This window comes from Clostridioides sp. LIBA-7602 (assembly GCF_056688945.1).
This window is the reverse complement of sequence record NZ_CP196992.1, coordinates 16668-31081: the sequence shown is the minus strand read 5'-3', so window position 1 is coordinate 31081 and position 14414 is coordinate 16668. Positions and strand designations below refer to the sequence as shown.

18 protein-coding genes are annotated in these 14414 nt (G+C 25.4%); 16 read left to right on the top strand and 2 right to left on the bottom strand.

Going from position 1 to position 14414, the window contains the following annotated elements:
• Positions 1 to 57 precede the first annotated feature (57 nt).
• The 4 genes from ACTG45_RS20020 (at position 58) to ACTG45_RS20005 (ending at position 4263) form a co-directional block, all read left to right on the top strand.
• A complete protein-coding gene (locus tag ACTG45_RS20020; protein WP_102822257.1) occupies positions 58 to 375 on the top strand; it encodes a hypothetical protein in 318 nt (105 codons plus the stop codon).
• Between the two features lie 695 nt (positions 376 to 1070).
• Complete coding sequence (gene ltrA, locus ACTG45_RS20015; RefSeq protein WP_158245566.1) at positions 1071 to 2951, top strand: group II intron reverse transcriptase/maturase; 1881 nt, start codon at positions 1071 to 1073, stop codon at positions 2949 to 2951.
• Between the two features lie 91 nt (positions 2952 to 3042).
• Positions 3043 to 3651: a hypothetical protein gene (locus ACTG45_RS20010; protein WP_102822256.1), complete on the top strand. Its 609-nt coding sequence runs from the start codon at positions 3043 to 3045 to the stop codon at positions 3649 to 3651.
• A 33-nt stretch (positions 3652 to 3684) separates the two neighbouring features.
• The gene (locus ACTG45_RS20005) at positions 3685 to 4263 is read left to right on the top strand and encodes a hypothetical protein (RefSeq protein ID WP_021383346.1); all 579 of its coding nucleotides are present in this window, start codon (positions 3685 to 3687) and stop codon (positions 4261 to 4263) included.
• 96 nt (positions 4264 to 4359) lie between these two features.
• Here ACTG45_RS20005 and ACTG45_RS20000 read toward each other — a convergent pair whose 3' ends face one another.
• Entirely contained in the window at positions 4360 to 4812 is a 453-nt protein-coding gene (locus ACTG45_RS20000; RefSeq protein ID WP_021383353.1) for a BlaI/MecI/CopY family transcriptional regulator, read from the bottom strand.
• On the bottom strand, positions 4778 to 5137 hold the full coding sequence (locus tag ACTG45_RS19995; protein ID WP_021383381.1) for a hypothetical protein: 360 nt from the start codon (positions 5135 to 5137) through the stop codon (positions 4778 to 4780). The genes ACTG45_RS20000 and ACTG45_RS19995 overlap by 35 nt, the downstream gene beginning before the upstream one ends.
• Before the next feature lie 338 nt (positions 5138 to 5475).
• Between ACTG45_RS19995 and ACTG45_RS19990 the strand changes: the two genes are divergently transcribed.
• From ACTG45_RS19990 to ACTG45_RS19935, 12 genes are all read left to right on the top strand, one after another.
• Positions 5476 to 6510, top strand: a complete 1035-nt coding sequence (locus ACTG45_RS19990; RefSeq protein ID WP_021383355.1) for a YncE family protein — start codon at positions 5476 to 5478, stop codon at positions 6508 to 6510.
• Between the two features lie 48 nt (positions 6511 to 6558).
• Positions 6559 to 7209 (top strand): YiiX/YebB-like N1pC/P60 family cysteine hydrolase, encoded by a 651-nt coding sequence (locus ACTG45_RS19985; RefSeq protein ID WP_021383440.1) that lies wholly within the window; start codon positions 6559 to 6561, stop codon positions 7207 to 7209.
• Between the two features lie 241 nt (positions 7210 to 7450).
• Positions 7451 to 7984, top strand: a complete 534-nt coding sequence (locus tag ACTG45_RS19980) for a hypothetical protein (RefSeq protein WP_021383391.1) — start codon at positions 7451 to 7453, stop codon at positions 7982 to 7984.
• A gap of 340 nt (positions 7985 to 8324) precedes the next feature.
• Entirely contained in the window at positions 8325 to 8999 is a 675-nt protein-coding gene (locus ACTG45_RS19975) for a hypothetical protein (protein WP_021383394.1), read from the top strand.
• An 11-nt stretch (positions 9000 to 9010) separates the two neighbouring features.
• Positions 9011 to 9298: a hypothetical protein gene (locus ACTG45_RS19970; RefSeq protein WP_021383382.1), complete on the top strand. Its 288-nt coding sequence runs from the start codon at positions 9011 to 9013 to the stop codon at positions 9296 to 9298.
• Positions 9298 to 10083, top strand: coding sequence for a hypothetical protein (locus ACTG45_RS19965; RefSeq protein ID WP_021383367.1), 786 nt, complete (start codon positions 9298 to 9300; stop codon positions 10081 to 10083). Before ACTG45_RS19970 ends, ACTG45_RS19965 begins: the two co-directional genes overlap by 1 nt.
• Positions 10064 to 10753 (top strand): prokaryotic E2 D family protein, encoded by a 690-nt coding sequence (locus ACTG45_RS19960; RefSeq protein ID WP_021383400.1) that lies wholly within the window; start codon positions 10064 to 10066, stop codon positions 10751 to 10753. Before ACTG45_RS19965 ends, ACTG45_RS19960 begins: the two co-directional genes overlap by 20 nt.
• Before the next feature lie 14 nt (positions 10754 to 10767).
• Positions 10768 to 11379, top strand: coding sequence for a hypothetical protein (locus ACTG45_RS19955; RefSeq protein WP_021383417.1), 612 nt, complete (start codon positions 10768 to 10770; stop codon positions 11377 to 11379).
• Between the two features lie 23 nt (positions 11380 to 11402).
• On the top strand, positions 11403 to 11774 hold the full coding sequence (locus tag ACTG45_RS19950; RefSeq protein WP_021383437.1) for a hypothetical protein: 372 nt from the start codon (positions 11403 to 11405) through the stop codon (positions 11772 to 11774).
• 4 nt (positions 11775 to 11778) lie between these two features.
• On the top strand, positions 11779 to 12462 hold the full coding sequence (locus tag ACTG45_RS19945) for a ThiF family adenylyltransferase (protein WP_021383416.1): 684 nt from the start codon (positions 11779 to 11781) through the stop codon (positions 12460 to 12462).
• Positions 12463 to 12542: 80 nt separating this feature from the next.
• A complete protein-coding gene (locus ACTG45_RS19940) occupies positions 12543 to 13340 on the top strand; it encodes a hypothetical protein (RefSeq protein ID WP_021383349.1) in 798 nt (265 codons plus the stop codon).
• 305 nt (positions 13341 to 13645) lie between these two features.
• Positions 13646 to 14401 carry a hypothetical protein gene (locus ACTG45_RS19935; protein ID WP_021383434.1) on the top strand — a complete coding sequence of 252 codons (756 nt, stop codon included), beginning with the start codon at positions 13646 to 13648 and terminating at the stop codon, positions 14399 to 14401.
• Positions 14402 to 14414: the final 13 nt, after the last annotated feature.

The window sequence follows — 14414 nt, the reverse complement described above, 5'->3', positions numbered from 1 at the left end:
GATTTACAGTAAATAAAATATAAGCTGCATATGTCAGTTATAAGGAGGTATTTAGATATGAGAAGTTTAGTAAGCTATAAAGAAAGAGGAGATTATGGAAATGCTAGTTATCGTGGAAATACATCAGGTAAACTTATAGTTGATTTACTTAATGTTTATAATTCTGATTGTATTAGTGATTATATGTGTGGAAGTAATACAACTAAAGATGTAGCAGATACATTAGGAATTCAGTCTAATTGTTATGATTTAAACATGGGATTTGATTTAATGACAGATGAGATAAAGGAGCGAAATAAACTTATATTTTGGCATCCACCATATTGGGATATGTGCGTTTTGTTTCTGCACAACACTCTTGGAAACAAGAACTAAAAGCAGACATGAAATTCTTAGAATAGAAGTTCATGAACTCTATAATTGAGATTGCAGGTGAAAAACCTGAATGGTGTAAATGTAGGTACACTAGAACCTAATCCTCCGACATGCTGACCATTTCTATTAATAGTTGGTATGAAGCTCGGTGAAGTCACATAAAAATCGACCTGAGATGGTAGTTAGTAATGTGGGGTGCTATAAAATTACTATGTGTATTGGAGCTATCTGCTCGATAGCTAGGAAAAATCGTGGGAGGCACGCTTCGTAAAGTAGGGTAAATCGAACTGAAGATTTATAATCCCAAAAGGGATTTCAGTCACAGTAAAGGCTTATGTTCTCCTTGTTACTGTTTATATCCAAAAAGGATATAAGTTCTTAATCCACCTACAGAGGATAAATGAATGGCTGACGGAGTAGACACGGACACTAAGGTAATATGCAAAGCTAGATTGTAGGGAACAAAAGAAGCCTGATAGATAATGTTAAACATAATAGAATGTGATGTATCTAAATAGTAGGAAATGACTATTGAAATTGGGTGGCAGCAGCCCGTAGTAGTCTGAGATGGGGAAAGCCTATTACATGGCGAAGGGGCATAGTCAATTTTATTACTTATCAATTAGTAAGTTTTGAGGAAGCCGTTGTGCGTACCTGACTAAAACCTAAACAAAAATCCGAAAGGAGGAATGTTTATGGCTCAAAAATTCAAAGCACCTGAAAATGAAACAGAATTAAAGAAAATTCAAGATATAATGTATAAAATAACATCTAAATGCATTGAAGCTAAAGAAATACCTAAGTTTAAGGGTCTAGTAGAAATAATGTCTAGTGAAGTGGTCATAATGACTGCTATCCATAATATTAAAGCAAATAAAGGTTCTAAAACTCCAGGAGTTGACCGAAAGGTTATTGATAAAGATTACTTGCAAAAAGATTACTATAAAGTTATAACTGATATTCAAGATAGTTTTACAAACTATAAACCTGATATGGTAAGAAGAAAATGGATTCCTAAACCAGGAAAACAAGAAAAACGACCACTTGGTATTCCAACTATTAAAGATAGAGTCATCCAGGAATGTGTAAGATTAATCATTGAACCAATTCTCGAGGCTCAATTTTTCCAACATTCTTATGGATTTCGTCCTTGGCGAGATGCTCATATGGCTCTAGAAAGAATTAAAGACCAAGTTAATAGAGTTGGTTACTACTGGATAGTTGAAGGAGATATAAGTAAATTCTTTGATAATATTAACCATACAATATTACTTAAAAAATTATACCACATGGGTATAAGAGATAGAAGGGTACTAATGATTATCAAAGAAATGCTCAAAGCTGGAATAATGGATGAATGTAAGAAAAATAAACTAGGAGCACCACAAGGTGGCATCATAAGTCCTATTCTTGCAAATGTCTACTTACATCAAATGGATAAATGGATTACTAAGGAATGGGAAAACAAAACTACTAAAAATAACTACTCTAGTAAACGTAATCAATATCAATCTTTACGTAGATATTCAAAACTTAAGCCTACATATTTAATAAGATATGCAGATGATTGGATACTCTTAACTGATAGTAAAGAACATGCTGAAAAATGGAAATATAGAATTTCAAAATTCTTAGAGACTAATTTAAAGCTAAAACTATCAGATGAAAAAACACTAATAACTAATATTAAAGAGAAACCAATACATTTTGTTGGATTTACCTACAAAGTAATTAAAGAGCCTAAAATGCGAAAAGGATATAAGCCAGTTGTAAAACCAAAGCAAGAAAGAATTGATAATAAAATGCTAGAGATTATTCAAGACATTAAAATATTAAGACTATCAATGCATAAAGAAGATTTAATTGTACGTATTAGCAAAATAAACAGTAAGATAAGAGGTATTATAAATTATTACAGTGCAGCCAATATGGTATATTTCAGTTTAGCAAAATACCATAGAAGATTAACAACAGTTGCAATGAATTCACTAAGGCGAAAAGGAGTTATCTTTAAGCCTGCACATGAAGTAAATAATTTAATAGCATTGCATTCCAATTATTCAACATGGATACCAGCAATAAAACTACCCAATGAACAATTCATAGGTATAACATCACCAGCATTTTGTAAATATCAGAAAATTTATAATAAGAATCAGGATGAAACACCATTTTCTAGTAAAGGAAGGGAGTTGCATTTCAAAAGAACATGTAAGCAACTGCCTTTGGCAAGAATGGAAGAAATCTTACAAGCTCCTGATATTCTTAAATTTAATAAGTATGGTAAGTCCAAAGAAATCTATAATTATGAGTATTTCATGAATAGAATGTATGCTTTCAATAGAGATAAGGGAATATGTAAAATTTGCGGAGAACCTATAATAAATGGAGATAATTTTCACTGTCACCATATAAGCAAAAACCTTCCTTTATCACAGATAAACAAAGTTCAAAACCTATTATCTACACATAGTAAATGTAATAAGCTAATACATGAAAATATAAGCCAAGATGGATTTTCAGATAAAGCAATCAAAAACGCAATAAAATTTAGGAAAAAACTAATTGTTGATTAAATAAAATTGATGGAACGCTGGATGCGATGAAAGTCGCATGTCCGGTGTGAAACAGGGGAAAACAACTCTTAACAGGTAATGCTGAAGATGATTGTTACCTATTGTTATTATTAAATATAGTGGATATGTTTATGGAAATACTCCATTAAAAAATGATTTATCTCACATTAAAGACTATTCTCTATTTATGAAAAAAATAAATTATTGTTTATCAAAGCAATTTGCATCATTAGAAAAAGGTGGTAGACTCATAATTCTTACAGCTGATATAAAAAAACAAGGAAAACTATATTCTATGTTACTAGATATGGATAAAATAGGAACTTTGGAACAAATAATTGTAAAAGAACAAAATAATTGTCTTAGTGATACAAAATCTTATAAAAAAGAAAATTTCATAAGGATAGCTCATGAAACAGCAATAGTTCTTAGAAGGGATTATTCATATACATTAGATTTTTCAATAGTACAAAAAGGTACTTGTGACTTAAGAAATAGTATGAGCATAACTTGGAAAGACTTGGTTGCTACAGTAATAGAGAAGTTAGGAAAAGTAGCAAAGTTAGAAGATATCTATAAAGAAATCGAAGGTCATAAAAAATGTAATTCAAATAAATATTGGAGAGAAAAAGTTAGACAAACACTTCAAATAAATCATATTTTTATTAGGCAAGAAAAAGGTGTCTGGGCAATGTCATAAATTTTGATTTTTAAATTTATAGGAGGTACTTTTATGGCTGAAAGTTTAAAAATAAATATAAAATATTACAACAAAATCATAGATAGATACATAGAAACTTGCACATTAAACGAAGAAATTTTTAAATTTGGGGCTTTTATAGATAATAAAAAGCTATATCTTTCTCCTACTGATAGAGATCTTGATACAAGCATGTATAATGATTTCGAGCTATTTCACAATTTATTTAATAAGTATAAAACTCATCAAATATCATTATGTGAACTAAAAAATGCTATTAAAAAGCGTCTTCATTCATTACTTTATTACTATAATACAAGACAATATAATGTATCAAGTATAATATCTAGCTTAAAACATATGGTTGGTAAGATATATACATATGATATATTTATTGAGGAGGTAAGAGAAACTATTGATTTTTGTATTGGGATTTTTGAATGGTCAGAAGAAACCCCTAATTCAATTTTATCTGAATTAGAAAATGGTTTTTGTATTCGTGATCTTTATAATAACCAAGAAAATCTACAGATCAGTTTTATTCCAAAGATAATACATCCTGATTTTCCTTCAGAATCTTTAATAGAAGTTACTGAAGTTTCCTTATACTAAATTAATTATTTTATAAAATTGATATTATAAACTTTAAATAAAAAAGCTATATTCTATGAGAGTAATATTTTCTAGTAATATAGCTTTTTTGATTTTTTATTTTAAATTGTCCATACAAATTTTCAGGTACTTTCTTTCCTCATCTGTTAATTGCTCACAGGTCATTAATGAATCTAATAGACTTTCCAAAGAACCATTATGGACATTATCAATGAATTCTTTAGTTTCAAATTTTGCATATTCACTCTTTATAACTGTAGGTTTATAATATGTATACCTTTCAATTTTTTCTGAGCTTAAAAAACCTTTTTTAATTAATCTTGATAGTAGTGTTAATGTTGTAGTTTGTTTCCATCCATATTTTTCATACATAGCATTAGTAGCATTAATTGATGCTATTTTAGTATTTGAATCCCAGATAAACTTCATTACTTTTAGTTCTGCTGGTGCTATTTTTCTTGTTATCATACTATCCATTCCTCTCATACCTTCTTGGAAATATATTTTTTCTTCTTTATTTTTTACTAAACTTAGTAAATGAATAATCATTTGCTAAATCTCTAAAAGCCTTTTTTCTAAGTATATTTAGTTGCATATAGTCAGGGTTATTTAAAATAAACTCTTTATCTGATTCTATGTCTATATTCAAGGTATTTTTTTCATTTCTAGATTTAATTAGATTTCCATTTCCATCACAATCAATTAAAAATAAAAATTTACCAACTTGTACTATCTTAAAAAGCTCATATAGTCCACATTCTTCCTTATCTACAGATAAAAGCATATCCCCTATTTCTAAAGTATCCAACTTAACACCTGTTTCATTTTCTATGCTTTCTTTTAATAACTTTAAGCTCTCTTTGTTATTTTTCATAATATCACCCTTTATATTATTTTTACTAAATCTCTAACTGTTCAACCATACTTTTTCTCCTTTCTCTTTATTGACAATTACAACTTGTGTTTTTTTACTAATAAATAGCTATTTTTTTATCTCTTAACAAATATGGTTCATTTTAAAGATTTTTTTGAAAATAAATTAATTGATATGTTCCTTTTATGTTTTATATTAATAATTTAGTATATTATCTTGCATATTCTCCCATTTTAACCTTTTAAACGACCAGTTATGCGAAAATATTGACTTTTCAGAAAATTATTGTTAACATCTAAGTACAATTATTTTTATATATACAAATGTTAGGAGGATATATGAAAAAATTAATATTACTATTTTTATTAATTATAATAATCACTGCTTGTTCAAAATCTGATGATGAGGAATATAAGTATGCTACTATTAATACCTCTATGGAAAATAGCTCTGTAATTTCTTTATATGATTCAGAAGGCAATTATAAAGGTAATAAAAAAATAAAATATGGAGGAATAATATTAACAGGATTCAAAACAACAGGTGATGATACCAAAGAAAACATTTACTATACAGCACCTGCAACTAACAATAAATCAAATGACTTTGTTCTCCAAATAAACAAAGATACATTAAAACCTAAAACTATAATCTCATCCAAAGGTAATAATCCAACTTTTTTTGTATCTGATCAAAAAAATATCTACTCAGGATCATCTAGTCCAGACGAAGTTTTTCTTTCTAAAACAAATTTAAAGTCCAATGAAATATTAAAATCAACAATATTTAAAAATCTAGGTGTAGGAATAGTATTAGTTGAAAAAAATGAAAAAGTATATTTAATATCTTTTAAAGAAGTTTCCAGCACCTATAAATTAATTTTATCAGTTATAAATAAAGAAAATTTAAGTATCGAGAAAACTATTGATATATCAGATGGAAGTTATGCAACAAGTGCAAAAATTATAAATAACAACCTATATATATTAAAAAATAGAGATGGTAATGATATGCTTTCAAATAAAATTATAAGAGTTAATCTAGATGACTATTCATCTAAAATCATTGAATTACCCTTTGATAACTTATCTCAGATACTGGCTGATGAAAATTATCTTTACATAACTGAAAGCAGTTCTTTAGGTGAAACAACTCAACATAGAGTAGCTAGGTTAAATATAGATAGTTTAGAAATAAATCAATATGATACTGAAAATGAGCATATTTCAAGCTGTATAAATAAAGATGAATTTTTATCTTCTAATGGAGAAGAAATCTATATTTATAATTTAGGTGATTTTAAATTGAAGAAATCTATTAAATTAAAAAAATATGAGAATAAGACTTTTGTATCTTTTTTTATTAATAATTAACTGTTCTTTTGAATGGTTAAAATATATAAATACAAGGAGATGTGAACTATGAAAATTAAAAATTACGTTTCAGGTGTTTTAGTATTAGGCTTAATTCTTATCAATTCTAGCATGTTATTATTCGCAAATGAAGTCCAACATAATGAAAGTCAAAGTGATGAAGCTATAATTCAGAAACAATTAGATGGATTTAAAGAAATAGACCAAGAATTGCATAAAAATGGAATACAAAGTACAGATAAAGATCCAAATCTTACTAAAGCAACATCAGGTACATATCCAACAAGAATAGGTGCTATACTTGTTACTAAAGATGGATCATCAGGAAAACTTATAGGTCATGCAGGAATAGTTCATACAGCTAAAACTACAGTTGAATCTTTCTCTGATGGTGGAGTAAAAGTATATAATAATAATTGGCGTGATAGATATAATACTATTTATGGTTTAGGAGTAGGAAGTACTACAGCAAATCAAGATAAGACTGCTGCAACATGGGCATATAATAAGAGAAATTCTCCATATAACTGGATATTTGAGCAACCAGAACTTACAAATGCGTTTTATTGTTCTCAATTAGTTTATAAAGCATATAAATCAACAACAGGTGTTAATTTAAATTATGGAGGAGGAGCTGTATTTCCATATGATTTAGTAAGATCAGGAGAAACATATACTTCTTATACTAAAGGTGTTTAATTCATTACAATTTTATCTTAATATATAAAAATAAATAATTAGTCAGATAATATGTTCCTTTTATGGTAGATAGCTTAAACAAAACTACTATCATTAAGGGAACATATTTTTTATTAGAGAATTTAAATTTATTTCAAAAATAGTTAAATTTTATACCATATTATATGTAATAAAAAATTTAAGCATAGTTAATGCATATAAAAAATAAGCTATACATGTTAGCGATAAAGGGGGAATTTTCTTGATTAAAGCAAAAAAATTAAATAAATATAATATACTTTACATTGTAAATATTCTTAAAAAATTACGTATAAGCACTTACCTATTAATACCATTATTATTTTTTTTATTAGTTTTACCAAAACAACTAATTTACATTTCTATATTAACTTTATTATTTTATTCAATTAGCAAATTATATGAAAACAAGCCTTATAAATCTATTGAAGTTGATACTGAACCATTCAATAATGTTGAAACTACCAATGAATCTCATGAATCTAAATTTAAAGATACCTTATTCATCAATCAGATAATTGATAAAAAAGAACATTGTATATTACATAATTTTAAAGTGCATTGGAAAATCTATCTTGAGGAAATGGTTATAGATATAACTACTGTAAAATTATTTTATTATGATAATGGAACTATAGCAAAAATATGTGTATTTGATAATAACATAGACATATATTTTAATGATAAAATAACACTTGAAACGCTTTATTATAAGCTACAAGAATGCAGTTCTTTTTCAGATCTTACATCAATTTAAATCTATTTAGATAAAGTAATGTAAAGTCAATAAATTTTGATGGTATTAACTTTATAAATATACTTCAAGAGAGGAAATAGTTATTCAAGAATATAGACTAGATGTTCATTCTATATTAAAAGAATTTAAATTATGATATTAAAAAATAATTTTCAAAATTAAAACTGTTATTAAGTGATTATAAATCATTTTAATAACAGTTTTTTTATTTCTTATAAAAATTTTCAAAAAAGACTTCTAAATGCCCCATATTATATATGAATTAAATCAAAGCTATCTTCTAGCACTAAAAAAATAAGCTGTCACTATCAGCATAACAAATAAAAAGGAGGTTTTTTTAATGAAATCAAAATCTTTATTATTATCTTCACTCTATCGAAAAGATTTAGGTGAGATATTTAAAAACTTTAATGAGATTAACAGACAAAATATTTTTAAGACAAAAAAAATTTTATTCAATTTAGGATTCCCAGTAAGATATCCAGCTAAAGCAAACACTATATTAAAAAAATTAAAAATTAAAGAGAATAATATAGAAAAAGAAATTGCTTTATTTTATTCAAAACCAGACAATTCAAATGATATTATTACCATTACTAAAGAAAATACCATAAAAATACTTATGGAAGATGGTAATATCTTTGGGGTAAAAAAAATTCTATTCTATTTAGGATTTAAAGTAAATCACTCTAATAATACAGACATTAAATTTAGAAAAACTATATTTAAAAAAAATGCTGAAAAAAAATCAGCTGTACTACTTTATTTAAAATCTAGTAGAACAAATGGAAATATCATAATTTCTAAAGAAAATGCTTTAGGACTTTTGGACGAAGAAATCCATCTTGTAAAATGTATAAATTGTGGTCATTATGATGATTCACTGTATGAGCTATTAGGATTCAATATGCCTTGCTGTGATTTTATTAATAAAACAATTAATAATTGTATGAATTTTCATAAATGTAATTATTATTATGAAAATAAACTAAAAAAATCAAATTATAAAAATTAGGAGTGATTTATATGATTAATTTTGATGAACTACAAAAAAATTTGGACTCCCAAATAGAATTATCAGGAGATGATATATTAATAAGAAATTTATTAGAAATGTGCTCATCCCTTCCAAAAATTAATGAGAAAGTATTAAAAAAGATACCATCAAGAATTTTTGTTAAAGTATCTTCTATGCTATCTATAGATAATGTTGAAGAGAACCATATTATAAATGACATGATTGAATTTGAATATTTAAAAGAAAACTTATCATCAATTCCTCAATCTACTGATGAAGAGGAGGAAATATACTAATGTTTAAACATATTGGCCAATCTGAGAAAAATATATTGATGTATAATCTAAAAGAACTTTCAAAAATAAAGATCTCTTTCAAAGAAAATTATATCAATACAAAACAATTTATTAATATGAAATTATCATTTAATGATGCTTTAGATTTTTATATTAGTTTATTAAAATCTAATAATTGTTATTGTTGTGTAAATAGAAATAAAATCATCTTACAATATCTAAAAAACTTTAATATGATAAATACAAATATTATCAACATTATTCTTAAAAGCACTAGTGATATGATTTCAGAAGTTACTCAAGATGAAAATGCATTTGAGTTAGTTGAAGAATTATTTAATACACTTGAAAGCTTCTGTAATATTAATCATATTTTTACTAGTTATTATGATCTAATCACTTCTCGTTATGAAAAAACTCTTATGTACAATGATACTAATATGTATAAAATATTTGAAGATATTATTTTGTATATAGAAGATTGTTTAGAAATTAGTTCCAAAAAAATCGAAGATACTTATACATTTCATGATGAATTTTATTCTTATTTTACTAATGATATCATGGTTATAGCTATTAATATTGCTATAAAAAATAATATAATATCACTAATAAAAAACCTGTTTATAGATGATTATGGTGATGATTGCTATTGTTCAAGCGGATATACTTTTTTACGTATTTCTACAAATACTCTGAGTAAATCAGGAATTAGAACTGATGTTTTTATATTGATTTTATTAAGTATCTTGGAGGAGAGATATAATGAAAACTATATTATTTGAATTAATAGAGAATAGTAACACAGTTAACCTTATAGAAAATAATAATGGAAGAAAAAGAGTTAAAACATTGCTTGTCTCAGATTTTATAAGTAGTATACTCTCATCTTCTGAATTAAAAAACCTGTCAGATATACCTTTCTTCAGTCCTATATATCAAGAAAAAGATAACATGAAACTTATTCAGACAATTCAATTAAATAAAACAACAAAGATCTATATTATACTTCGAGAGGAACTATCTGCTCCTATGAGTTTTGGTAAAGATTTTTATAGTGATATAGGTATGCCAAATTTATTGTTTGCAATAAAAATTGTTAATAATATCTTTAGTAAATTATATGTATCAGTATCCAAGACAAAAAATATAAATGAAAATACTCAATTATTTATTTATCCATTTTCAAATGTATATAACAATGGAAATGTTTGTTTAGGTTCTAATCAAATTAATTTAGATTTCAACAAAATAGAAAATATTTTTCTAGTACCAAATATCTTTTTTAGCATGGCAAATACTATTGACTACTTTTCTGTAGAAAATAACACACAAAATCTAGATTATTTAGAATTACTAGAATATCTAAATCATAAACAATTTGACAGTAATCTATTAATTAAAAATTATACTTATAACGAATGGACCAAAAAACTTATTCAAAATAAATTATAAATTGGAGGTAAAATGTGATTTTAATATGTGGAAAAAATAATTTCAAAATAAAACGTAATTCATTAAATATAAAATACACTAATGATAAAGGAAAAATTATAGAAGAAGCTGTCAATGCAAATAGACTCTTTGACTTATATGTTTCTTGTGAGAAGGCTATGTTATTTGAATTATTAGATAATCAAGGTAATTATTTAGAATTTATCATTGAAGACATAGAGAATCTCTCAGAATATTTAATTAATGAAAATTCTAGTCTAAATTTATATCTATATTGTGCAGATTTAGAAAAAACACCTATAATATCAACAAAGAAAGAGCTAAAAGAAATAGATAAAAGAAATGTATGTGTTATAAAAGAAGAAATTACTGAAAATACCAAACTTAAAATTATTTCTTTTCCTAAAAATTGGACTAGAAAAATGCAACAATTTTGGTTAAGAAAAAACAAGTATCCTATAGTAACAGAATATTATAATTTTACTTATGATTGTTTCTTAACTCAATATTTAGCATGTTTTGTTAAATATAAAAAAAATATTGTAAGCCTATATTGGTATTCTCCTGAAGATTTATTTAATCCTCAGCTTTTTAATAAAAAATTTGCAATGAAGATAATTAATTAATACATTTATGGAGGTAAATAAAAATGAATTTTACAGAATTATTTAGTAAACAATTAAAAAATTTAAATGAAAAACCTAAAGAGGACAAAAACAATACACCTAGTATAAATGATAATAAAAATAATACAGGTAATGTAAATAAATACTTAAAGCTTGAATCAGAATGTAAAGAATACACAAAGATTATAGTAAAAGTGTTTGGTAAAGTTATAAAAGAAATAGACAATGAAGAAGATATAGAAAATATAAAGATAAAAGGTCTTACAGAAGAAGTACTTTATACTTTTGGATACGAGGAATTGGGTAAATCCCCTGATTGGAGATTGGAACCTAGTCATGATAAAATAGTTGCTTATTTATCTGCTACATATAGCAACTTTAAAAATAAGGGGTAGTACTATGATTTCAATAATAATAGTTGGATGTGGAGCAACAGGAAGTCATTTAATTACATTGCTATCTCAACTGGCCATTTCTGAAAAAAAAATTGATGAAATTATACTCATTGATGGTGATATAGTTGAATCTAAAAATTATCGTAATCAAAAGTTTACTTCTAAAGATTTAGGTATAAATAAAGCAGAGGTCCTTTCAAATAGATATAATAAATTAGGTATAAAAGTATCTTTTATTGATGAGTATTTAGTTGATAAAAAACTTGTTGTAAATTTAATTAAAAATTCTTTAAATGATTTTATACTTATTGGATGTGTTGATAACAATAAAGCACGTATCGTTTTAAATGATGTATTTTATGATAGTTGTATTAATTCTCTAGTTTACATTGATACTGGTAATGGAGAAGGAGATGAAAGAACTGGACAAACTGTAATTGGTGTTAAATGTGAAAATAACATAATACATCCACCTGTTTGCAATTATTTCCCAGAGATTTTGACTTCAAAAGAAGAGGTTAAAAATGAAACATATTCCTGTTCTGAAATACAAAAACATCCCCAAAATTTTGCAACTAATATTCTAAGTGCTACAACTGCTTTCATAATAACAAATAATATCATTTGCTTAAATAAATTTAATAAAAATTTATTTGTATTTAATTCAGATACAGTTTCTATTTTATAAAATAACAAATAAAAATAGCACAAACAAAGAAGCTCTTAAAGGCTTCTTTGTTTATATTATTATACTAGGAGGTAAAGCAATTGCTTAAACATATTGGATATACTGAAAAAATTGCTTTTAGAGAATTTTTTAAATTTCTTTTAAAATATAAAAAAATATGTATGAATTTAGACTTAGATATTATTAATCATACTTTCCAATTAGATGAACTTATAAAATATTATTCAAAAAAATTTTCAATAAATTATATGTTCCATGAAATATATAGTTTAGAATATTTATATATCTGCAAAACAGTATTAGAATATTTTATAAAAAATAATGTAGTTCTAAAAAAAGATATAGACTTTGTTATTCAAGGTGAAATACAAAATCATTTAGAAGATTATTTTGACTTTTGCGATGATTATTGTTCATCAAATTATGATTTAGATATCATTGTTAATTTATTTAAAAATTTCGAGAAGTTTTTTAAGATAAAGTTTTGTTATGAATCACTTAGTCATTTAGGTGTTGAACACATGCCATCTAGTCATGAAGATTATGAGATATTTAAATCTTTCATTATTGCTTTAGAGGATGATATAGGCGAGAATGCTACACATGATGATTTTTTTTCAAATTATAAGAATGATTCTTATGTAATTGCTATTAATACAACATTTAGTAAACATATAATAAATTTAATCAATTGTTCTTTTCCTATTTTAGATGATGATTATAATAGTTGTTATATAAAAGATGGATACACATACTTCATTCTTAGTGAAATCGGATTTCAATCATATTCAATTAACATAAATAGTATTATACTTATAATTTTAGGGTATTTAGAAATTTATTTAAATAAAAGTTATAAGTCTTATTTTAACTTATAGAACTAAAAAAAGTCAGAAATGATTTTATATCATTTTTGACTTTTTTGTTAGCTATTTATTACTAAATGGTTGAATGCTTTGCTTATTCTTTTGACTAAACACCATAATATTTGAATAATTCTCTTTTATTTCTTCCATTAGCTTACCTATTTGTCTGATGTTCTTTTTAGGTTATTCTCATTTAATAAACACTTTGATAAATTGTAATATTATGGAAAAAGTAGTTGACTTTTAGACATTAGTCTAATATTATATTAATTAAGGAAGACAATTGTCTAAAAATACTATAAAAGGGGTTTTATTTTATGAATATGAAAAATATTAAAAAAACATTCGCTTTTTCTTTAGCTGTTATGTCATTATTTTCTACTAGCGTTTTTGCTGATACAATTAACATTAATACACATTCTAAACAGCCTAGTTCTTATTCAATTGATTCAAAAGCAATTAGTGGTACTACTTCATTTACAGCTAATGGTAAAAACTATACTAATCATACAGGTTGTGCAAAATTAGTTGCAGGTGTTACAGGTGCTACCACAATAACTTGCAAATCTGGATCTGTTGATAGTGGAATAATGGGTGCACATGCTAATCTATATAATACAAATGGAACTGTTGTTAAAACTACTGGTTGGAAATATAATACAAATAAAACTAGTGGATTTACAGCTACAACAGGATCAACTACTTCAAAAGGAACATATTATACAAAAGGCACTACTAAAGCTTATAATGGAAGTGGATATAAAACAGTTGGAGCAAAACAAAGCCCAATTGCAACTATGAAGAGTTTAGATATAGAGATCTCAAATGAAGAACTAAAAGAACGTCAATATTTATATGAAACTAAGAATATGATATCAGCACTTGGCGTAGGTGATATTGAAGGTTATGTATCTCTTGATGATTTATATTCTGAAGACAGTCAACCAAATACACCAGAAGAAGCTGTTGCTTATATGAATAAAATAGCAAAATCTAATGAAAAATATAAAAGTATACCTCTTTATGATAAAGATGGAGAAACTATTATAGGAGAATATCATATAGACTTATAATATACATAAAAAA